The sequence below is a fragment of the Oceanibaculum indicum P24 genome, assembly GCF_000299935.1.
GTDB classification, from domain to species: domain Bacteria; phylum Pseudomonadota; class Alphaproteobacteria; order Oceanibaculales; family Oceanibaculaceae; genus Oceanibaculum; species Oceanibaculum indicum.
In genome coordinates this window covers 46,476-66,485 of record NZ_AMRL01000020.1, presented here as the reverse complement: position 1 = coordinate 66,485, position 20,010 = coordinate 46,476, and the positions used below count along the sequence as shown (strand labels likewise).

Sequence of the window (20,010 nt, the reverse complement as noted above, 5' to 3'; positions counted from 1 at the left end):
GCGCAATGGATCGCCGAGACCGCCGCCCGCCAGCCCAAGGCCATCGCCCTGCACGCGGCGGAGGATGGCACCACTCTCAGCTACCGCCGGCTGTGGCGCCGCGCGATGCGGCTGGCGGCGCTGCTGCGGGACCGGGGCGTCGGGCGCGGCGACCGGGTGGCGGTGCTGCTGCCGCGCGGGCCGGACTGTGTTGCCTCGCTGCTGGCTTGCCTTGCCTGCGGCGCGGTCTGGGTGCCGCTGGATGTCGAGCAGCCCGTGGCGCGGCTGGCGCTGGTGCTGGCGGATGCCGATCCTGTGCTGCTGGTGAGTGATGCGGCGGGGGCGGCCCGGATGCGCAGTCTCGACGAAGGCGTGCCGCCGATCCTCGATCTGGAAGGCGAGAAGCGGGCGCTGAAGGCGATGAAACCGCTGGCGAAGCCGGTGCGGCTGCGCCGCAAGGACCCGGCCTATATGATCTATACCTCCGGCTCGACCGGGCAGCCGAAGGGCGTTCTGGTATCGCAGGGCGCGTTGGCGGAACATTGCGCGGCGGCGATCCAGTGCCTTGGCATTACCCGCAAGGATGCGGTGCTGCATTTCTCCCCGCCGACCTTCGATCCGGCGCTGGAGCAGATGCTGACCACGCTGGCGGTCGGTGGCCGGCTGGTCATCCGGGGGCACGATCTCTGGTCGCCCGCCGAGCTGATGCGGGTGCTGCGCGACCACAAGGTGAGTGTCGCCGATTTGCCGCCGGCCTATCTGCGCGAGGCGCTGCTGGCCTGGGCGGAAGCCGGAGAGACTGTCGAGCCTTCCACGCTGCGGCTGCTGGTCGTCGGCGGCGAGGCCGCACCGCCCGACCTGCCGGCGCTCTGGCGCGCCGGGCCGCTGCGCGGGGCGCGGCTGCTGAACGCCTATGGCCCGACCGAGACCACCGTCACCTGTACGCTGCATGAGGTGCCACGGGATGGCGCGCCTGAAGAGGCGCTGCCGATTGGCCGGCCGCTGCCGGGCACCGAGGCCTATATCCTCGACCCTTCGGGGAATCCGGTGCCGGAAGGGGTTGAGGGCGAATTGCATATCGGCGGGCGTCGGCTGGCGCTCGGCTATTTCCGCCAGCCCGACCTTACCGAATCGCGTTTCGTGGAGCGGAAGCTTCCGGGACGGCGCCGTCCCGTGCGGCTGTACCGCACCGGCGACCGCGCCAGCTTCATCCCCGGCCGCGACGGGCTGATCGGTTTCCATGGCCGTATCGACCAGCAGGTGAAGCTGCGCGGCTTCCGCATCGAGCCGGGCGAGATCGAGGCGGCGCTGCGGGCCGGCGGCATGCGCGATGCCGCCGTGGTGGTGCAGGGCACGGGTGCTGCCCAGCGGCTGGTTGCCTATGTCGTCGCCGGCGAAAAGGGGCTGCGCGAGGAGGAACTGCGGCGCTGGCTGGCCGGGCGTCTGCCAACCTACATGGTGCCAGCGGCCTTCATGGCGCTGCCCGCCCTGCCGGTGATGCCGAGCGGCAAGCTGGACCGGGCCGCGCTGCCGGCCATAGCGGATGCGGATATGCCGGCGGCGGATGCCGGGCTTCACGATCCGGTTGAAGCCGATCTGGCCGGCCTGTGGCGCGCCGTGCTGGACCTGCCGGAGACACTTGCCATCGGCCCCGCCTGCGATTTCTTTGCGCTGGGCGGCCATTCGCTGCTCGCCCTGCGGCTGCAGACCCGCATTCGCCAGCATTTCGGACGCGAGCTGCCGGTGGCGGCGCTGATCGCCACGCCGGTGCTGGCGCATCAGGCGGCACTGTTGCGGGAGCCTGCTGCGGCCCCAGAGACTGCGGGCGGACCGGGGCTGGTGCCGCTGCGGACAGAGGGTGGCAAGCCAGCACTGTTCGTTATCCATCCGGTCGGCGGGTCGGTTGCCTGCTACCGCGATCTTGCGCGGCTGTTGCAGTCGGGCCGGCCGGTGATCGGCATACAGGCCGCCGGTATCGAGCCGGGCGAGCAGCCCTTCGCGGGCGGCCTTCCCGCCATGGCTGGTGCCTATGCCGCGCTGATCCGTGCCCATCAGCCTGACGGGCCCTATCATCTTGCCGGCTGGTCGATGGGCGGGGTGCTGGCCTTCGAGACGGCACGCCAGCTTGCGGCGGCGGGCCAGCCAGTGGGGACGGTGACGCTGATCGAGAGTTACACGCCGGCCTTGCTGAACAGTTTGGGTGAGCCGTCAGACGAATCACAGGAGGTCCGCGAGGTCCGCGCCTTCGCCCGCGATCTCTTGGGGCTGGCCGATATTCCGCCGTTGCAGGTGGCCGAGGGGCGCGATCCCTTCGCCGCGCTGCTGCTGTCGCCCTGGCTGACTGCGGCGCTGCCCGGCATGGACAGCGGCCAGCTGCGCCGGCTGTTCGCGGTGTTCCGCGCGCATGTCCAGGCGCTGGCCGATTACGAGCCGGCGCCCTATGGCGGCGCGGTCACGGTGCTGGCGGGCAAGGCGGTGCCGGTGGCGGACCAGTCCCGCGGGTGGACGCCGCTGGCGGGTGGCGGTCTCGATCTGCACGCGGTGCCGGGCGATCATTACACGATCCTGCGGCCGCCGGGGCTGGCACGCTGCGCGGCCATCCTGGAGTCTGCCCTGTCGCGCGCCGAGGGTGGCCGCCGCCCGCGGCGCAAGGCGCAGAACGGTTAGGGAGAAGGGCCGATGATCCAGGATCGAGGCTGGCAAGAATCGGAGGGGCAACGCATAATGCCGGGCACCAGGCGCCGAACGGGAGCTGTCGAGCTATATGTCTGACGATATTGAAGAAGACTATATCGAAGAGGCAGACAGCCGCCGCTTCCATCGTCGGACTGTCGCGGCCCTGCTGCTGATCGCGCTGCTGATCGCCAGCGTGCTGCTGTGGAGTCGGATCGTCGTCTCGATCCGCTCCGGTGAGGCCGGCGTGCTCTACCGCTTCTTCAGCGGCACCGAGATGGAGCAGATCTATGATGAAGGCGTGCATCTGCTGTGGCCATGGGACCGCATGTTCATCTACGACATGCGCCTGCAGACCAAGGAGCGGGAATATTCCCTGCTGACCAGCAGCGGCCTGCCGGTGGACCTGAATGTCGCGGTGCGCTACCGCCCGGATATCCGCATGCTGCCGTTGCTGCATGTCGCCGTCGGCCCAGAATATCTGGAGAAGGTGGTGTTCCCGGAAACCGAGGCGGTGCTGCGCCGGGCGGTCGGCCAGTACGGGCCGGAGGAGGTCTATACCAGCAAGCGCGGCTTCCTCGAATCCATCGTCGTCAGCAGCCTGTCGAAGGTCGAGAGCCGCTATGTGCTGATCGACGATGTGCTGGTGAAATCGGTCGATCTGCCGGTCCCGGTGCGCGATGCCATCGAGCAGAAGCTTGTGCTGGGCGAGCAGGAGAAGGCCTATCAGTACCGGCTGGCCATCGAACATAAGGAGGCCGAGCGCAAGAAGATCGAGGCCGGCGGCATCCAGGAATATCAGCGCCGGGTGGGCGAGACCCTGACCCAGGACCTGCTGCGCTGGCAGGGCATTCAGGCAACGCGTGAGCTGGCGACCTCGAACAACGCCAAGACGGTGGTCATTGGCGCCGGCAAGGATGGGCTGCCGATCATCCTTGGCGACCGGTAGCGGCAATGCGGCGTGTCGATTCGATAGCCTCCCGTCTGGCGGGCAACTGGGCACTGGTGTCCTGGCTGCTCTCGGCGCTGATCGTTGCCGCGGTGGCCGGCATGGCGGCCTTCCTGTATCTCGGCCCGCAGGGCACGGATACGGCGCTTGCCGGCGAGCGCTTCAAGATCGCCGTGGTTTATCCCGACGACCCCGGCAGCCGTCAGTTCCTGGCGGGTATCCGCCTCGCCGTCGAGCAGGTGAATGCCGGGAACGGGCTGGCCGGCGCCCAGCTCGATGCGGCCTATGTGCCCGAACAGCCCTTCACCGACAGGATGAAGCTGACCAGCGTGGTGGAACGCACGCTGGATCTGGCCGGGCGCATCGTGGCCGACAAGGACACCATGGTGGTCGTGGGGCATGGCTATTCCGCCACGGCGGTGCCGGCCAGCGCCATCTATAACCGCGAGAGGCGGCTGTTCCTGGCCACCCATGCCACGGCGACATCGCTCAGCAACCTGCAATTCACCAATCTTTTCGCCCTGCAGCCGAACAATGCAGATATCGCGCGGGTGATGGCGCATTTCGCCATGTCGCAGGGCATGCGGCGCTTCGTGCTGCTGTCGGATAACAGCGGCTATGGCACGGAAACGACGAAGCAGTTCCAGAGCTTCATCGGCCAGGAGGGCGGGGAGATTCTCTATCGCGGCGCGTTGTCCGCCGAGGGCCGCTCCATCGACGATCTGCTGCTGTTCATCCTGGATAACAACCTGTTCTCGGTGAACGAGATCGATGCGTTCTTCATCGCTACCAACTCGATGGAGGATGCGGGCTATTTTATCCGCCGCGCCCGCACGCTCGGCCTCAGTATCCCGATCTTGGGGCCGGAGAATCTGTTCGCCACCGCGCTGGAGGATGTGGCCGGGCTGGCGAACATGCATGATGTCGCGGCCGTGTCGCTCTATGACGAACAGAGTGACAGCCCGGTCGCGCGGCAGTTCCTGGCCGATTTCGAGGCGCGCTATGGCAAGAGGCCTGACCTGCTGGCGGCTATCGGCTATGATGCGATCAAGCTGCTGGATTATATCGTCGATATCACCGGGACGCGCGATACCACCAAGCTGGAGGACAAGCTCAGGGTGATGCGCTACGAGACGCCCTTTGAAGGCGCCACCGGCATGGTATCCTTCGACAGCAACGGGCTGATAACCGACACGGACACCTTTATCGTCTATCATAACGGGAAGAATTTCGAGGCGGTGGCCAAATACCGCAAACCTTTCGCCTGGCACGGGTCTGTTACACCGCCGGACAGCGGCCGGCCATCGGCAATCATCAAGGATTACATGCGATGACCTTCCTCTTCCATCCTGGCTTCCTTGTAACCTGGATCGGCGCGAGCTGGCTGATCGGTATCCTCGGCCGCAACAAGCGCTTCGGCTTCCTGGGGAACTTCCTGATTTCCTTCCTGTTCAGCCCGGTGGTCGGCGTGATCGTCCTGCTGGCCTCCGACGACAAGGTCGGCAAGCGCGCCCGGCTGTTCTGATAGGACCCTTCCGCAACGAAAAACGCCGCCGTCCCGGCCGGGGCGGCGGCGTTTATGTTTCAAGCCGGCGAGGTCAGGCGGCGGGCGCTTCCTCGAAATCGGCCTCGGCGGAGCGCTTGCGGGCCTCAGCCTTGACCTTGGCGGCCAGCTTCTTGCCCTTCTCGAACTGCTCGTCATAGTAGCTGCGCATGCTCTCGACATCGAAGTCGAAGACCGAGCCGCCCTCCTCGAAATGCTTCAGATAGGCGCGACCGATGGCGTAGGTCGAGCCGCCGGCAATCACCGGCATGGAAACCATGCCCAGCATCCAGCCGATGCCCGGGATCGCCTTGGTCATGCTGATCGCAACCGCAGCACCGACGCCATAGCCAAGCACGCCACCGGCCAGCGCGGTGATGACGTTGCGCACGGCGCTCTCGGAGAAGGGCGTGCCATACAGCTGGGACAGCTTCTGGATCATGCGCAGCTGGATCGCCGTGACGGCGGCGATGTCGAACAGCGGAACCGGCACGATGGCCGCCGCGGTCGAGGCGATCACATAGCTCTTGATCTTGCTCTCGCCGCTGAGCGCGCGTGCCACGCCGTCAGCGCCGGAAACTGCGGCCGTCTTGGTGTCGGCAGCACTGCCGCTGTCGGTGGATTTCGTGGCCATTGGCTCTCTCCCGTTGTTCTCTGCCCGCCATATCTCGCCCACCGCTCAATATTAGCGGATGGATACTCCAGACGGTACCGCTTCGCCGCCGCGATGGAAAGAGGGTAAATGCGGTGTTGGGCGTGTTTCATCAAACCTTTACAGGCAATCGGGCAGGCTGCAGAACAGGGGGCAGGCCAGCAGCGCCTGCAGGGAGTGAGTAAGCATGAGTGAGTCCGCCTCCGCCCGCCCGGTGGTGTTCTGCTTCGCCGGCCAGGGCGCGCAGTACTTCCGCATGGCGGCGGACCTGTACGAGCAGGAACCGGTGTTCCGCGACTGGATGCGGATTGGCGATGCGCTGTTGCGGGACCGGTTCGGCTATTCGCTGATCGCGGAAATCTATGGGCCGGACCGCCGCATCGGTGACCCGTTCGACCGGCTGGCGGTCAGCCACCCTGCGCTGTTTCTGGTGCAGTATGCGGTGGCGCGGGCGGTGATGCAGCGCGGCCTGCGCCCCGATCTGCTGCTGGGCGTCAGCCTGGGCGAGTTCGTCGCCATGAGTGTCGCCGGCATGCTGCCGTTCGAGGAGGCGTTGCTGCATGTCGCCGATCAGCCGGCCCGGTTCGAGGCAAGCTGCGCGCCCGGTGGCATGGTCGCGGCACTGGCGCCGCCCGCGCTGTGGCGCGAGGAGCCGGAACTGGCGCAGAACAGCGAGATCGCGGGCATCAGTTCCGACGGGCATTTCGTGCTGTCGGCGCCGGCCGGGGCGCTGGAGACGATAGAGGCAACGTTGCGCGCTCGCTCGGTCGCGTTCCAGCGCCTGCCGGTGGGCTTCGCCTTTCATTCCAGATGGATCGATCCGGCGGCGGAGGCCTGCCGCGCCGCCTCGGCCGGGTTGCGGCTCGCGGCACCCTTCTGGCCCTGCTGGTCGAGCTGCCTGGGTGGGCCGCTGGACCCAGCGAACCTGCCGCCCGACTTCCTGTGGCGCATCGTGCGCGACCCGATGGACTTGCGCGGCTGCTTCACAGTCCTGGAAAAGCGGGGATGGGAAGAGCGGGGCGGCGCCCGCTATGTCGATCTCAGCCCGTCGGGCACGCTGGCCGCTCTGGCGCGGCAGAATAAGGCGGCGTCCTCCGCGTCCCAGACCCTGGCGCTGCTGTCGCCCTTCGGCGGCAATATGAAACGGCTTGAGGGGGTGGGGAAGACGGTCTGAGCGGGGTGTTATCGGTTAATGCGTGCCAGGCCGGTGTTTGTCATTCCGGTCACTGTCGCGTTTCACGATGTACAGCATGATGACGGCCATCAACAGGCCAGCGGCTGGCATGAGCAGCAGCGCCAATGTTTCCTGTGTCATGGCTTCAACCTCCGCAAAATATCGCGTGCCATAAAATGTATGGCGAAGGCGGCGAGGAAACAACCCGCCGCGATGGCCAGCAGCGACTTGTCGAGTGCTCTGCCGTCATAAAGCCGCGTGAGCATGGGGGCGAAGCCGCCAACGGCGAATATGGCAATGGACAGCCCATTCAGCCATGTTGCCGACAGTTTAACCCTCTCATTATGTATCTGGCTCATGCTGGCTTTACCTTGCACAGGCATACACCAGGTTCCGGCGTGGCCGACTCTTGCAGTGCAAGATGACACGGCGGTGCCGCTGGCACCAGATCATCAGCTGAGAATTGGGCTGGAATGGTGGGCGCGACAGGGATTGAACCTGTGACCCCTACGATGTCAACGTAGTGCTCTCCCGCTGAGCTACGCGCCCATTCCATGCGGCGTTCAGGGCGAAAACGGGGTGTCTCCTGAACGGAGCGAAGCGTTTAGCATCGCCGCGCCGCCAAGGCAAGCCCGACGAACGTCGTTCCGCGCGGTTTTTCAGGCCGGCCTGTCGCGGGCCTTGCAGACCACCGGAAGCTGGCTGATGACAGGTCAGTGCGCCCGCCCTATCATCCTTCGCGATGACAAGAGACACGGCTTTTCCCGATCATCCCGGCGATAACAGCCTCGCGGCGGAAATCGCACCGGCCTTCGAGGTGCTGCGCCCGGCGGCGGGTCAGCGCCTGCCGCTGGTGTTCGCCTCCCCGCACAGCGGCAGCGTCTATCCGGAGTCGCTGAAGGCGGCATCCCGGCTGACCGACCATGCGCTGCGCAAGTCGGAGGATTGCTTCGTCGATGAGATCGTCGCGGCCGCCCCCGGCCTCGGCGCGCCGCTGATCCGCGCGCTGTTTCCGCGCGTCTATGTCGATCCCAACCGCGAGCCGTTCGAGCTGGACCCGGCAATGTTCGAGGGCCAGCTGCCGGACTATGCCAATGTGCGCTCGCCGCGGGTGGCGGCTGGGCTGGGCACCATCGCGCGCATCGTTGCCGATGGCGAGCCGATCTATCGGGAAAAGCTGCCGGTGGCGGAGGCGATGCGCCGCATCTCCACCTGCTATCGCCCCTATCACGCCGCCCTGGCCGCGCTGATCGAGGAGACGCGGCGGCGTTTCGGCTTCGCCATCCTGGTCGATTGCCATTCCATGCCCTCCACCGGCCTGTCGCCGATCGGCAGCGGCCGCGGTTCGCAGAAGAACGGGCGCATCGACACCGTACTGGGCGATTGCTTCGGCACGGCCTGCTCGCCGGCGGTCACCGAACGCTGCGAGGCGCTGCTGAGCGGCCTTGGCTATTCGGTGGTGCGCAACCATCCCTATGCCGGCGGCTACACCACGCGCCATTACGGCCGCCCGCGCGAGGGCGTGCATGCCATCCAGATCGAGATCAACCGCGCGCTCTACATGGACGAGCGGACGCTGGAGCGCAAAGCCCACCTGGCAGTGCTGGCGGATCAGATGCGCCAGCTGATTGTCGGTCTGGGAGACATCAACCTGAACCTGCTGGCCGCCGAATGAACCTCGACACCATTGTGGTCCGCGACGCGCGCGAGGCCGATATTCCTGCCATCCGCGCCATCTATGCCCATCACGTCCAGCACGGGCTGGCCAGCTTCGAGGAGACGCCGCCGGACGAGGCGGAGATGCTGCGCCGCTTCCGCACGCTGAAGGAGGGCGGCTTTCCCTACCTTGCCGCCGAGCTGGCGGGCGATCTCGTCGGCTATTCCTATGCCGGCCAGTACCGGCCGCGCCCGGCCTACCGCTATTCGGTCGAGGATTCGGTCTATGTCCGCGACGGCATGGCGGGCAAGGGGGTGGGGCGCGCGCTGCTGACGGCGCTGCTGGCGCGCTGCACGGATATGGGCTTCCGCCAGATGATCGCGATCATCGGCGACAGCGGCAATCACGGCTCCATTGGGCTGCATCAGGCGCTGGGCTTCAAGGATGTGGGCACCATCCGCTCTGTCGGCTTCAAGCATGGCCGCTGGGTGGACAGCGTGCTGCTGCAGCGCGCGCTGGGCGAGGGCGATACGAGCCTGCCGTCATCCCGTTCCTGAGGCCCGTTTCTGATCCCGTTTCCGGGTATCTTTTCGCAGGCGCAAAAAAATGGGCCGTGCGGCTGCACGGCCCAAGTTTAGGGAGGAAACGCCCAAAAGTGCGTACGACAGAGGACAAGGTCATGTCGCACTGCAAAATATGATGCTCGACTTTCGGCTTGTCAACGCATTCTCGCGTTAAAAAAGATAAGAAAATCAGAGATTCTTTAATCTGTAATCCTATGAAAGAATTAACTGTGCGTTGCAGCATAATCGGTCGCCTGGTAGCAGCTGGCCGTAATCTTCGGTCGTACCGGCCGAAGGAATAGGAGCTGGCAGCACGGGCACTGTCAGAATCCCGGTGGTGGTTATCCTCTTGCATATGCTATTTTACTGAAGTGCCGGTTCGCCCGGCACAAGCCAAGGACGATCAAGAAACGGGCCCGCAAAATCGACGGCGTCCGCTCCCTCGAAAAGAACAGTTTCAATGGGTCTTGCGGTCCCGCTCAGCCGCGCGGGATTGCCTGGATATGGGGATAGGCGGTGACGGAAAACGGCAGTCAGGCACCTGCGGAAGCCATGCGGGCGGAGCTTATCGAGCAGGCGCTTGAGGCCTCGGACGTTGCGGTCGTCATCTATGACGCGGCGGACCGGATGGTCGTCTGCAACCAGGCCTTCCGCAATTTCTACCCGGACTGGTCGCCGCATTTCCGGACTGGCCGGCTGCGGCTGGATATCTTGCGCGACTGCCTTGTCGCCGGGTTGATCCCACCGAAGGATGAGGTATCGGGCGAGGCGTGGGTTGCCCGGCTGGTGCTGGAGCGCCAGCCGCCCTGGAGCAATCCGGAGCAGCAGCTGGCCGACGGGCGCTGGCTGCGCGGCGAGCTGAAGCAGCTGGCGGATGGCGGCATCCTCGTCACCCAGGTGGACATCACCGCGGACAAGCAGCGCGAGATGACCCTGCTGCTGCAGCGCAGCGAGGCGGAGCGGGCCGAGCGCAGCAAGACCGAATTCCTGTCCAACATGACGCATGAGCTGCGCACGCCGCTGAACGCGATCCTGGGCTTTTCCGAACTCATCATGGGCGAGGTGAACGGGCCGCTGGGCGACCCGCGCTACCGGACCTATGCCGCCAGTATCCGTGAAAGCGGGGAATATCTGCTGTCGATCATCAACGATCTGCTCGACATGGCGAAGTTCAATGCCGGCCGTACCCAGCTGGTCGAGGCGCGGGTCGATATCGCCGGCATCGTCGCGGCGGTGGCGCGCATGGTCGATGGCCGGGCCCGCAATGGCGGGGTTGCGTTCCAGGCCGCGCTGGAACCGCCGGTGCCGGACCTGCTGGCCGACGAACGGCAGCTGAAGCAGATGCTGCTGAACCTGGCCTCGAACGCGGTGAAGTTCACGCCTTCCGGCGGCGAGGTCCAGATCACCGGCACGATGACGGAAGAAGGCGGCTATGCCCTCAGCGTGCGCGACACCGGCATCGGCATGACGGAGGCGGACATCCCGGTCGCGTTGTCGCCGTTCGGGCAGATCGATTCGCCGCTGGCGCGTGGCCATCACGGCACCGGGCTTGGCCTGCCGCTTGTGAAATCGATGATCGAGGCGCATGGCGGAAGGCTGCTGCTGTCCAGCCGCCCCGGCAAGGGCACCACGGCGACCCTGCTGTTCCCGGCGCGCCGCGTGCTGACCGACCGCGCCGCCCCCGTCGGCGAACAGACAGCGAAGTAGCGTTTCCTTATCCGAACTGTGCCGTGGCCTGCATGCCGAGGTAATTGCCCGGCCCGGCGATCCACAGATCGGCGCCGCCGTCTTTTGGCGTGCCGTTTACATGGAAGGGGGCGGTGTCGAAGACCGGGCTCATGCCGCGGAAGGAAAAGCCGGTCAGGCGCTTCTCCGGCGCTTCGCGGCGCACCAGGTCGAGCAGCAGCGTTGCCATCAGCGGGCCATGCACGATCAGGCCGGGATAGCCTTCCACCTGCGTGACATAGGGGTGGTCGTAATGGATGCGGTGGCCGTTGAAGGTCAGCGCGGAATAGCGGAACAGCAGCGGCGGCGTCGGCACCAGTTCGCGCGACCAGACGGCCTCGGCCACCGGTGGCGCGGCCGGCGGCTGCTTTGCCTTTTCGGCCTCGCTGGGCCAGCCGCGATAGACGATGTCGTGCTCCTCGACGATGGCCACGCCCTCCGCCCCGGCGATCTCGTGCTTCACAGTGACGAACACCAGCGGCCCGGTGCGGCCCTCCTTCACGGCGACCGACATCACCTCGGAGGTGCGGGTCGCACGCTCGCCGATGGCGAGATTCTTCAGGAATTGCAGCCGTCCGCCGGCCCACATGCGGCGCGGCAGCTCGACCGGCGGCAGGAAGCCGCCACGCTGCGGATGGCCATCCTCGCCCAGCTGGCTGGTGCGCGCCGCCTCGTGGAAGAAGATCCAGTGCGCGCCGGGCGGCAGCGGATCGCCCTCCTTCGGCTTTTCGTCCTCGCGGTCCAGCGTGGCGTTCCAGGCATGCACGGCCCAGGCGGCGAGGCGTTCATTCACCTCCTGGCGCTTGCCGATCCAGCCCTGCAGCTTCTCTGCGTCGATGCTCATGCGGCGAATTCCTTGCGGATGGCCTCGCTGTGCTGGCCGATGGCGGGCACGGGCTTCAGGCCGGGTGTCATGCCATCCACGATGGCGGCGGGGGCGACGATCTCGACCGCTCCTTCCGGCGTCTCCACCGGGACGAGGCGCAGCGCCGGATGCCCCACAAGATCGGCAACGCTGTTGACCGAGGCGAAGGCGATCTTCGCCGCCTTCAGCTTCTCCACCACCTGGGCGCGCGGCAGCGTCCTGAACACGGCTTCGATGGCCTCGCTCAGCGCCGGGCGGTTGGCGCAGCGCGCGACGTTGGTGGAAAAGCGTTCATCGGTGGCGAGGGAGGGCTGGCCCAGCACCTCTGCGCAGAGCCGCGCCCATTCGCGTTCGTTCTGGATCGCCAGCATCACCTGCCCGTCGGCGCAAGCGTAGGCGCCATAGGGCTGGATGGTGGCATGGCCGAGGCCGATGCGCGCCGGCGCCTTGCCGCCATAGGCATATTGCAGGTAGGGCACGTTCATCCAGTCGGCCAGCCCGTCGAACAGCGAGACCTTGATGGCGCTGCCCTGGCCCGTCGTGCCGCGTTTGATGAGGGCTTCCAGCACGGCGGCATAGGCGTTCATGCCGGCGCCGATATCGCCGACCGACACGCCGACGCGGGCCATGCCCTCCGGCGTGCCGGTGACCGAGCACAGCCCGCTTTCCGCCTGCACCAGCAGGTCGTAGGCCTTCATCTCGGCCAGCGGGCCTTCCTCGCCATAGCCGCTGATATCGACGGTGATCAGCGAGGGATGGCGCTTGCGCAGTTCCTCCGCGCCGATGCCGGCGCGCGTGGTGGCCCCGGGGGCGAGGTTCTGCACGAACACGTCGGCCTTCGCGATCAGCCGTTCCAGCAGCGCCTTGTCGTCCGGGTTCTTGATATCGAGCGTCAGGGATTCCTTGCCGCGGTTCAGCCAGACGAAATAGCTCGCCTGGCCCTTCACCGCATCGTCATAGCCGCGCGCGAAATCGCCCTCGGTACGCTCGATCTTGATCACCCGCGCGCCAGCATCGGCCAGCTTTGCGGTGCAGAGCGGGGCGGCGACGGCCTGTTCCAGCGCCACCACCAGCAATCCGTCCAGTGCGCCCATTACAGTGCGCCCATCAGTAAGAGCGCGGCAGGCCGAGCACATGCTCGGACAGATAGGCATAGATCAGGTTGGTGGAGATCGGCGCGATCTGGTACAGGCGCGTCTCGCGGAACTTGCGCTCCACGTCGTACTCCTCCGCGAAGCCGAAGCCGCCATGCGTCTGCAGGCACATGTCGGCCGCTGCCCAGGAGGCGTCGGCGGCCAGCAGCTTCGCCATGTTGGCTTCCTTGCCGCAGGGAATCTTGCCGTCATACATCTGCGCCGCGCGCTCGACCATCAGCGCGGCGGCTTCCGACTGCGCATAGGCCTTGGCGATCGGGAACTGGATGCCCTGATTCTGGCCGATCGGGCGGCCGAACACCTTGCGCTCGGTGGCGTATTCGGTGGCCTTGGCGATGAACCAGCGGGCATCGCCGATACATTCGGCGGCGATCAGGATGCGCTCCGCATTCATGCCGTCGAGGATGTAGCGGAAGCCCTTGCCCTCCTCGCCGATGAGGTTCTCCGCCGGCACTTCCAGATCGTCCAGGAAGATTTCCGTGGTGGCGTGGTTCAGCATGGTGCGGATCGGCCGGATGGTCAGCCCCTTGCCCAGCGCCTTCTTCATATCGACCAGGAACACCGACAGGCCCTCGGTCTTCTTCGTCACCTGATCCTTCGGCGTGGTGCGGGCCAGCAGGATCATCAGGTCGGAATGTTCGGCGCGGCTGGTCCAGACCTTCTGGCCGTTCACGATGTATTTGTCGCCCTCACGCACCGCCACGGTGCGGATCGAGGTGGTGTCAGTGCCCGCCGTCGGCTCGGTCACGCCGAAGGCCTGCAGGCGCAGCTCGCCGGTGGCGATCTTCGGCAGATACTGCTTTTTCTGCGCCTCGTTGCCGTGCCGAAGCAGCGTGCCCATCGTGTACATCTGCGCATGGCAGGCAGCGCCATTGCAGCCGGCCTTCTGGATTTCCTCCAGGATCGCCGCCGCTGCCTCGATGCCAAGGCCGCTGCCGCCATATTCCTCCGGGATCAGCACGGAGAGGTAGCCGGCCTCGGTCAGCGCCTGCACGAACTCCGTCGGATAGGCGCGCTCGCGGTCCTTCTCGCGCCAGTATTCGCCGGGAAAACCGGCGCAGAGCTGGCGGACGGCCTCGCGGATCTCGGGGAAGCTCTCTTGCGTGGACGGTGTGGCGGACATGGCGGCGTTTCCTCTTTATCGGGCTTTGTCGGACAAATAGGCCGCCCGCACGATAAGGAAACGCTGTTGCCATGCAATATGAAACCGCCTTCCGCGCGGTTCCGGGGGCGGGCCATGCGCCGAAGGCATGGCGGAATGTAAGGATATCCTTCGCCCCGGAAGGGGAGAGGGATGCGGAAGCTTGGCGAACGGTAGTGAGCCTAGCTGTAGCTGGGTGAGGGGAGACCGGCACCGCCCTTCGCCATCCCCCTCACCCAGCTTGGCCTAATCTCGCCGATGGCTCGATAAGGCTGCGCAACCCTCTCCCCCTTTGGCTAACGATAGCTGATAGCGATGGGTCGCCATCAGCGGGGGGCGAGGGAAAGAAAGAGGGTGTACGCAGAGCTGGGTGAGGGGGTATGTAGCCCCTCAGAACGACGAATTCGGCTGGGTGAGGAAACTCTTTTCCTCCTCGGTCATCTCGCGGCCCAGCGCCGTGTTGCGGTGGGGGAAGCGGCCGAAGCAGGCGATGATGTCGCGGTGCAGGACGGCGTAATGATGCCAGCCGGGATCGTCGGTTTCCTGGCTCAGCTTCTCGAACAGGGCGACGGAGCGGTCCTGGTCGGCCAGATCCTCGCTATGCTCGAAGGGCAGATAGACGAACAGCCGCTGCAGGGGCAGCAGCTTGCGGTCATAGCCCTCCGCCAGCGCCTTCTTCGCCAGTTCCAGCGCGCGCATGTCGCCATCGAAGGCGCGCGCCGTGCCGCGGAACAGGTTGCGCGGGAACTGGTCGAGCAGGATGATGAGCGCGAGGCAGCTCTCCGGATCGCTCTCCCAGGTGGACAGGCCGCCCTCCAGCGCATCCTCCACCAGCGGCAGGAAGCGCTCGCGGATTTCCTCGTCGAAATTCTCGTTCTTCTCGAACCAGACGGCCCGCTTCTCGCCATAGCCTGGCGAGGCTTGCTTGCCGAACCAGAAATCCAGAATGTCGCGCGGGGTCATTCCACTCTCCCTCGATTTTCCGCGATCATAGCCGACAGCATGGCGTCGAGCGAGCGGGCGAAGCCGGCACCATCCAGAAAAGGCGCTGCCGGCAACGCCCGGCGGATCGCGTCGCCGATATGCTGCCGCTCTGCCGGGTTGCCGGTCAGCCGCAAGGCGATGCGCCGATACTCCGCATCGTTTCGGGCGACAAGATGGCCAAGCCTAAGCGCCTCCAGCATCGCTGCCGCCTGATTGCCGCGCTGGCTTGTGCCGCGCATGGTGACAACGGGCAGGCTGGCAGCCAGCGGGGCGAGCAGGCTGGTGCAGCCGGCATAGGGAAAGGCATCGAGGAAGATGTCGGCCATTCCGGCCAGTGCCGTGAGGCTGCCGGCTTCGGCGAAGGGGCCGGCCAGCCGCACCCGCCAGCGCGCCACGCCCTGCGCCAGCGCGCGATCCTCGACATGCTGGCGGAAGCGGGCGACGGGAGCGTCGGGGCCGGTCCAGAACGGGTTGAAGGGGGCCAGCAGCAGCACGGTATTTTCCGCCTCCGCCAGCAGGGCAAGCCAGCAGCCCAGCGTCTCCGCCGTCAGCTTCATCAGGTTGGCGGTGGAGAGCAGGAGGGTCGCTTCCGCCGGAATGCCGAGGCTGGCGCGGGTCAGAGGTGGCACTTCCTGCGCCAGACTGGGGGCGAAGCAGCAGAAGGGCCGGTCGAGCCGTACTGGCTGTTCCGTGTAATGGTTCTCGGCCTCGGGCGGTGTCTCGCTGCCGACCAGAAAATGCGTCATGCCGGGCAGGCCGGTGGTGACCGGGCTGGCGGCCAAGGCGATCTGCACGGGCGCGAGCCGGTGCGCCGCTAGCCGCGCCAGCGGGTCAATCGCGGCTGCTACATTGCCGCCGACCAGCAGCACATCCAGCCGGTCATTGCGGATCGCCGCCACCCGCGCCGCAAGGCTCATGCCGTCCAGCCGTTTTACGCGGCCGATTTTCAGCCGTGCCAGCGCCGCCATATTGTCCTCTTCGCCGGCCAGCCCATAGGCGGTGACGACGAAACGCTTACGGTCCAGTCCGGCCAGATGCGGCAGCAGGAAGCGCGTGTTCGGCCGGTCATCCAGCCGCATCGCCAGCAGGCCGAGGCGGATCTGCCCGTCGTCACGTCTCGGCGGTATCCACTCCTCGGCATGGGAAAAGCGCGCGATCAGCTTGCCGCGCCGCGCCATGAGGGATCGCAGGTCACCGGTCCCGGCGAAAGCGGCATGCAGGCGCAGTGCCTCCAGCAGCGCGAAAGCGTCGGGGTGCCGCGCGGGCGGGGCGGCCTCAATGGCGTCCAGCAGGTTTTCCGCCCAGCGCGCCCAGCGCTCCGGATCGCCGGGCTCGCGGAAGAAATCCGGCCCGCGCGCGAGGGTGCGGAACAGCGCCGGCCCCAGCCAGACGGGCAGGCCCGCAATCGGATCGAGCGGCGGCAGGCGATAAGGCTCTGCCAGCAGCAGCCCCGCCAGCAGGGGGGCGGCGCGCGCGGCGGGGGTATCGGCGTGGCGCAGCCTGGCAACAGCCTCCTCCAGCAGCTCCGGCGCGTCTGGCCAGCGCAGCGGCGGGGCATCCAGCGCGGCGAGCAGCGTCTTTCCCTCCGGCCCACGGAAGGAAGCTTCCGCCTCGGCGGCATTGCGCGTCAGCCAGCGCCGTGCCAGCGCGATACGGCGGAAGGCGGGGAGCGGGGGGCTCATGCCCACACCTCATAGCCCAGCAATTCCAGTGCCTGCCGGTAGCGCCGGTCGCGGTTCAGCCGGTGCAGGATATGCAGCGGCGCCGGGCGCGGTGCCAGCCTCTCGATTGCCGTGGAGAATGCCGCGCGTCCCGGCACGCCGCCGGTGCTGAACTGCGTGGTCTCGCGCCAGCCCTCTAGCCGCGCTGGATCGAAAGGCAGGGCCAGTCTCCGGCACAGCTCTGCCATGCCGGCCGCCGGATCGGCGGCGATATCCTCATAGCGCACGAAACCGGTTGCCGCTGCCATTACCGCGAAGGCCACCATGCCGTCCAGCCAGTGCTCCAGCTCGGCCTGCCGGGGCGGGCGGCCCTCGGCGGCCAGCATGGCGGCGAGGCTCAGCCACTGATCCAGCGGATGGCGGGTGGTGGTCACGCGGATCAGGTCGAACCAGTCCGCCAGCACCGCCGCCTGTGCCGACACCAGCGCCGGCTTCAGCCCCATGCCGATGGGCATGAAGTCGAGATGGCTCCAGTCGCGGACCGCCAGAGGCCGCCTCTTGCGCCGGGCCTTGTCCGCGATCAGCGCGAGGGCGTCGGCATAGGGCAGCCCGTCCTGGCCTTGCAGATCGTCCGCACCGATCAGGCCGAACCAGTCGCGGGCCTGCGCCAGCGGGTCGAGATTGGCCCAGCCCAGCGGATGCACCTCGCTGAGCACCGCCACGCCCTGCGCCAGCAGCAGGCGGTTGATGAGCGTGCCGCCGCTGCGCGCGAGCTGATGGATAAGCCGCAGCTTCATAGCATCCCCCTCACAGGGCCACCGGCGACAGGGTGAAGGCTTTCAGCGTCAGGCCGAACGCTGCCGTCAGGGCGAGGCGGTCGCAGGGCGGCAGATAGGCGATGCCGTCCCGCACCGCGATCTCCTGCCCACCGGCGGTGAGGCGTGGCGGTGCCTGCGCCTGTAGCCCCTCCAGCACCAGCAGATGCCAGCCCGCGAGCGGGGTGCGCGGAAAGAGCGTGCCAGTGCGGCCCGGCGTCAGGCGGAACAACCCGTCCGCTATCTCCCAGCCGGTCGCCAGCAGCGGTTTCGCAGCGTCGATACGGATCGTGCCCGCCGCCGGCTGCAGCGCGAAGCGCGCCAGCGCCACGCCAAGCGGGCGGGGGTCGCCCTTCGCATGCTGCGGCGGTGCTTGGAGGGCGATCTCGGCCGTGCCGCCCACCAGCAGCGCCTCCGGGATCGTGGCACGCAGCAGAGCCGCCTCGGCGGGATCGGGCGCCGGCAGCAGGCGGTGCGGGACAGGCCTGCCGCCCACTTCCACCCGCAGCCCACCCCTTGCGCCATCCGGCAGATGCCGCAGCGCCAGTTCCAGCATGGCAGGACCGGCAAACGGGACAGGAAGCGAAAGTTGCGCCGCCTCCCCGCCGATGGACCAGCGCCAGCCTCCCGCCTCAGGAGCATGCCAGCCGCGCCCGAAGCCCTGCGACCGCATATCGCCGCGCAGGGTCTCCGCCGCCAGTGGATCGGCCTGTGCTTCCTGCTCCATGATCTCGCGGAACAGGATTTCCCAGCAGGCGGCGGCGCGCCGTCCGAAATCCGCCGGATCGAGGAACGGGGCTGCTTCGATGCGTGACAGGATGCGGCTGCGCCAGTGCTCGCGCGCGCTGGCATCCCCTGCCAGCGCCACCGCGATATCGGCATAAGCTATCGGATCGCCGGCCACCAGCGCGTCCAGAGCGATGGATCGCAGCAGCGCCGCGCCCTGCCGTTCCTTCTGTGCCGCGCCCTCCAGTGCTACCACCGGCGTGCCGGCGCGCAGCGGGTCGATCAGGCTGGCGCAGCCGGCATAGGGGAAGGAATCGAGGAAGATATCCGCCCGCCGCGCCAGATGGACGAGCGCCGCCCGATCCTGGAACGGCCCGGCCACGGCGATGCGGCGCGCATCGAGGCCGCGCGCCGTTGCGGCCTCCCGCATCCAGCGTAGCACCGCGCGGCTTTCCACCGGCACGGTCCAGCCGGGATTGCCGGGCAGCAGCAACAGCACAGTTTCTGGCGCGCGTTCCAGGATCGACAGCCAGCAGTCACGCAGGGCCGGGTTCAGCTTGGCGGCATGCGCCGTCGCCAGCAGCAGGGTCGCCGGGCCGGGGACCGCGCGGCGCAATTCCGCCACCTGCAGGTCGATCAGATGAGATTCGGGTGGTCGATGAGCAGGCAGGGGCGGTTCGGCGAAGCAGACCGGCAGCCCCTCCATCAGCAGCGGTTTCTCGCTGTAACGTCCGGAAATATCGCCGCTTTCCGCGTCTGCCGAGGTCAGGAACCGGTCGATCCCCGGTAGCCCGGTGCTGGCCGGGCTGGCGATGGTGGCGACCTGCCGCCGGGCGAGTCGCTGGCAGGCAAGACGCGGATATTCGCCGGCGCGGCCGAGCAGATTGTTGGCGAACACCAGAATGTCGAGGTCGAAACCGCGAATGTAGTCCGCTCGTTCCGCCTCCGGAACGCCTGACAGATCGATGATGCGCTCCGCGCACGCGGCATTGGCGCGCGCCGCGTCGGTGCGGATGCCGTGGATCAGGATCAGGAAGCCCTCGATGCGGGCGCGGTTCAGCCCGGTAAGGAAGGGCAGCAGCACGCGCGTCTCGGTACGGTTGCCGGCATTGAGGATAAGGAAACCCAGCCGTATCCGCCCCGACCTGCGCGGCGGCCGGCAAGGGCCGGATGCCCCGGCGAGATGCGCAATCAGCCGGCCGCGCCGGGCGAGGGTCTCGCGGTCCGTGCGGCCCCGGAAATGCGCGAGGAAATTGCAACCGGACTGGAAGGCGCGCAACAGCAGGCGTGCCCGGTACCCGGCGGGATCGGCCGAGACTGTCGCCTCGATCCAGCCGATGAGGCTGGCGTACCAGGCTTCGCGCCGGGCGGTTTCGGCATCGTCTGTATCCAGCGGCAGGCCGGTCTCCAGCAGCGTGTGCACCACCGCTTCCAGCAGCGGTGGCGGGCAGTCTTCCAGGGCCTCGATATCAGGCAGGCAGCGATGCGGCCAGTCATACAGCAGCTGGCCCAGCAGGCCGGGCCAGAAGCGCGGATCACCGGGTTCCGGGAAGGCAGGCAGCGGATCACCCGGATCAGGCAGGGCGCGCAGGTTCCGGGCCGCCACCTGCCGGTACAGCACGCCCAGATCGCCGCGCAGCGCCGTGCCCAGGCCGATGGGCGGAATCTCCGGCAGTAATTGCGCCAGCTGCCGCCGCGTGTCGCGCCAGCCTTCCTCCGGTGCCTCCTCAGGCAGAGGTCGCAGCACCG

Annotated in this window: 18 protein-coding genes and 1 tRNA gene; 8 read left to right on the top strand and 11 right to left on the bottom strand. The window is 67.3% G+C overall.

Annotation, left to right across the window (positions count from 1 at the left end):
* From P24_RS14175 to P24_RS14160, 4 genes are all read left to right on the top strand, one after another.
* The coding region (locus tag P24_RS14175) for an amino acid adenylation domain-containing protein (protein WP_008945424.1) at nucleotides 1-2,646 on the top strand (2,646 nt) is incomplete at its 5' end.
* Between the two features lie 97 nt (nucleotides 2,647-2,743).
* Entirely contained in the window at nucleotides 2,744-3,601 is an 858-nt protein-coding gene (locus P24_RS14170) for a prohibitin family protein (protein WP_008945423.1), read from the top strand.
* A gap of 5 nt (nucleotides 3,602-3,606) precedes the next feature.
* The gene (locus P24_RS14165; protein ID WP_008945422.1) at nucleotides 3,607-4,935 is read left to right on the top strand and encodes an ABC transporter substrate-binding protein; all 1,329 of its coding nucleotides are present in this window, start codon (nucleotides 3,607-3,609) and stop codon (nucleotides 4,933-4,935) included.
* Complete coding sequence (locus P24_RS14160) at nucleotides 4,932-5,126, top strand: hypothetical protein (RefSeq protein WP_008945421.1); 195 nt, start codon at nucleotides 4,932-4,934, stop codon at nucleotides 5,124-5,126. Before P24_RS14165 ends, P24_RS14160 begins: the two co-directional genes overlap by 4 nt.
* 73 nt (nucleotides 5,127-5,199) lie before the next feature.
* Here P24_RS14160 and P24_RS14155 read toward each other — a convergent pair whose 3' ends face one another.
* The gene (locus P24_RS14155) at nucleotides 5,200-5,778 is read right to left on the bottom strand and encodes a YcjF family protein (protein WP_008945420.1); all 579 of its coding nucleotides are present in this window, start codon (nucleotides 5,776-5,778) and stop codon (nucleotides 5,200-5,202) included.
* A gap of 205 nt (nucleotides 5,779-5,983) precedes the next feature.
* Between P24_RS14155 and P24_RS14150 the strand changes: the two genes are divergently transcribed.
* Nucleotides 5,984-6,970, top strand: a complete 987-nt coding sequence (locus tag P24_RS14150; RefSeq protein WP_008945419.1) for an acyltransferase domain-containing protein — start codon at nucleotides 5,984-5,986, stop codon at nucleotides 6,968-6,970.
* 15 nt (nucleotides 6,971-6,985) lie between these two features.
* On the opposite strand, the gene P24_RS20640 is transcribed toward P24_RS14150, so the two are convergent.
* The 3 genes from P24_RS20640 to P24_RS14140 all read right to left on the bottom strand — a co-directional run bounded on the left by P24_RS20640 (nucleotide 6,986) and on the right by P24_RS14140 (nucleotide 7,519).
* The gene (locus P24_RS20640) at nucleotides 6,986-7,111 is read right to left on the bottom strand and encodes a hypothetical protein (RefSeq protein ID WP_272943354.1); all 126 of its coding nucleotides are present in this window, start codon (nucleotides 7,109-7,111) and stop codon (nucleotides 6,986-6,988) included.
* Nucleotides 7,108-7,329 (bottom strand): hypothetical protein, encoded by a 222-nt coding sequence (locus P24_RS14145; protein WP_008945418.1) that lies wholly within the window; start codon nucleotides 7,327-7,329, stop codon nucleotides 7,108-7,110. The genes P24_RS20640 and P24_RS14145 overlap by 4 nt, the downstream gene beginning before the upstream one ends.
* Nucleotides 7,330-7,444: 115 nt before the next feature.
* Nucleotides 7,445-7,519: transfer RNA gene (locus tag P24_RS14140), tRNA-Val, on the bottom strand.
* A 193-nt stretch (nucleotides 7,520-7,712) separates the two neighbouring features.
* On the opposite strand from P24_RS14140, the gene P24_RS14135 reads away from it, so the two are divergent.
* The 3 genes from P24_RS14135 to P24_RS14125 all read left to right on the top strand — a co-directional run bounded on the left by P24_RS14135 (nucleotide 7,713) and on the right by P24_RS14125 (nucleotide 10,897).
* Nucleotides 7,713-8,645, top strand: coding sequence for an N-formylglutamate amidohydrolase (locus tag P24_RS14135; protein WP_008945417.1), 933 nt, complete (start codon nucleotides 7,713-7,715; stop codon nucleotides 8,643-8,645).
* Nucleotides 8,642-9,184, top strand: coding sequence for a GNAT family N-acetyltransferase (locus P24_RS14130; protein ID WP_008945416.1), 543 nt, complete (start codon nucleotides 8,642-8,644; stop codon nucleotides 9,182-9,184). Before P24_RS14135 ends, P24_RS14130 begins: the two co-directional genes overlap by 4 nt.
* A gap of 558 nt (nucleotides 9,185-9,742) precedes the next feature.
* Nucleotides 9,743-10,897 carry a PAS domain-containing sensor histidine kinase gene (locus P24_RS14125; protein ID WP_008945415.1) on the top strand — a complete coding sequence of 385 codons (1,155 nt, stop codon included), beginning with the start codon at nucleotides 9,743-9,745 and terminating at the stop codon, nucleotides 10,895-10,897.
* A 7-nt stretch (nucleotides 10,898-10,904) separates the two neighbouring features.
* On the opposite strand, the gene P24_RS14120 is transcribed toward P24_RS14125, so the two are convergent.
* From P24_RS14120 to P24_RS14090, 7 genes are all read right to left on the bottom strand, one after another.
* Nucleotides 10,905-11,759: an FAS1-like dehydratase domain-containing protein gene (locus P24_RS14120; RefSeq protein WP_008945414.1), complete on the bottom strand. Its 855-nt coding sequence runs from the start codon at nucleotides 11,757-11,759 to the stop codon at nucleotides 10,905-10,907.
* Entirely contained in the window at nucleotides 11,756-12,874 is a 1,119-nt protein-coding gene (locus P24_RS14115; RefSeq protein WP_008945413.1) for a CaiB/BaiF CoA transferase family protein, read from the bottom strand. Before P24_RS14115 ends, P24_RS14120 begins: the two co-directional genes overlap by 4 nt.
* 13 nt (nucleotides 12,875-12,887) lie before the next feature.
* Nucleotides 12,888-14,057, bottom strand: coding sequence for an acyl-CoA dehydrogenase family protein (locus P24_RS14110; RefSeq protein WP_008945412.1), 1,170 nt, complete (start codon nucleotides 14,055-14,057; stop codon nucleotides 12,888-12,890).
* Nucleotides 14,058-14,465: 408 nt separating this feature from the next.
* The gene (locus P24_RS14105; protein ID WP_008945411.1) at nucleotides 14,466-15,038 is read right to left on the bottom strand and encodes a DUF924 family protein; all 573 of its coding nucleotides are present in this window, start codon (nucleotides 15,036-15,038) and stop codon (nucleotides 14,466-14,468) included.
* Nucleotides 15,035-16,741 (bottom strand): O-linked N-acetylglucosamine transferase family protein, encoded by a 1,707-nt coding sequence (locus P24_RS14100; protein ID WP_008945410.1) that lies wholly within the window; start codon nucleotides 16,739-16,741, stop codon nucleotides 15,035-15,037. The genes P24_RS14105 and P24_RS14100 overlap by 4 nt, the downstream gene beginning before the upstream one ends.
* The gene (locus P24_RS14095; protein WP_008945409.1) at nucleotides 16,738-17,517 is read right to left on the bottom strand and encodes a sulfotransferase family protein; all 780 of its coding nucleotides are present in this window, start codon (nucleotides 17,515-17,517) and stop codon (nucleotides 16,738-16,740) included. The genes P24_RS14100 and P24_RS14095 overlap by 4 nt, the downstream gene beginning before the upstream one ends.
* Before the next feature lie 10 nt (nucleotides 17,518-17,527).
* Complete coding sequence (locus tag P24_RS14090; protein ID WP_192813249.1) at nucleotides 17,528-20,008, bottom strand: O-linked N-acetylglucosamine transferase family protein; 2,481 nt, start codon at nucleotides 20,006-20,008, stop codon at nucleotides 17,528-17,530.
* Nucleotides 20,009-20,010: the final 2 nt, after the last annotated feature.

Excerpts from the sequence above, each read along its gene's own strand:
- P24_RS14100 (WP_008945410.1), bottom strand. The coding sequence starts at position 16,741 with ATGAGCCCCCCGCTCCCCGCCTTCCGCCGTATCGCGCTGGCACGGCGC.
- P24_RS14110 (WP_008945412.1), bottom strand. The coding sequence starts at position 14,057 with ATGTCCGCCACACCGTCCACGCAAGAGAGCTTCCCCGAGATCCGCGAG.
- P24_RS14155 (WP_008945420.1), bottom strand. The coding sequence starts at position 5,778 with ATGGCCACGAAATCCACCGACAGCGGCAGTGCTGCCGACACCAAGACG.
- P24_RS14150 (WP_008945419.1), top strand. The coding sequence starts at position 5,984 with ATGAGTGAGTCCGCCTCCGCCCGCCCGGTGGTGTTCTGCTTCGCCGGC.
- P24_RS14145 (WP_008945418.1), bottom strand. The coding sequence starts at position 7,329 with ATGAGCCAGATACATAATGAGAGGGTTAAACTGTCGGCAACATGGCTG.
- P24_RS14170 (WP_008945423.1), top strand. The coding sequence starts at position 2,744 with ATGTCTGACGATATTGAAGAAGACTATATCGAAGAGGCAGACAGCCGC.
- P24_RS14105 (WP_008945411.1), bottom strand. The coding sequence starts at position 15,038 with ATGACCCCGCGCGACATTCTGGATTTCTGGTTCGGCAAGCAAGCCTCG.
- P24_RS20640 (WP_272943354.1), bottom strand. The coding sequence starts at position 7,111 with ATGACACAGGAAACATTGGCGCTGCTGCTCATGCCAGCCGCTGGCCTG.
- P24_RS14130 (WP_008945416.1), top strand. The coding sequence starts at position 8,642 with ATGAACCTCGACACCATTGTGGTCCGCGACGCGCGCGAGGCCGATATT.
- P24_RS14160 (WP_008945421.1), top strand. The coding sequence starts at position 4,932 with ATGACCTTCCTCTTCCATCCTGGCTTCCTTGTAACCTGGATCGGCGCG.
- P24_RS14135 (WP_008945417.1), top strand. The coding sequence starts at position 7,713 with ATGACAAGAGACACGGCTTTTCCCGATCATCCCGGCGATAACAGCCTC.
- P24_RS14095 (WP_008945409.1), bottom strand. The coding sequence starts at position 17,517 with ATGAAGCTGCGGCTTATCCATCAGCTCGCGCGCAGCGGCGGCACGCTC.
- P24_RS14115 (WP_008945413.1), bottom strand. The coding sequence starts at position 12,874 with ATGGGCGCACTGGACGGATTGCTGGTGGTGGCGCTGGAACAGGCCGTC.
- P24_RS14165 (WP_008945422.1), top strand. The coding sequence starts at position 3,607 with ATGCGGCGTGTCGATTCGATAGCCTCCCGTCTGGCGGGCAACTGGGCA.
- P24_RS14125 (WP_008945415.1), top strand. The coding sequence starts at position 9,743 with ATGCGGGCGGAGCTTATCGAGCAGGCGCTTGAGGCCTCGGACGTTGCG.
- P24_RS14120 (WP_008945414.1), bottom strand. The coding sequence starts at position 11,759 with ATGAGCATCGACGCAGAGAAGCTGCAGGGCTGGATCGGCAAGCGCCAG.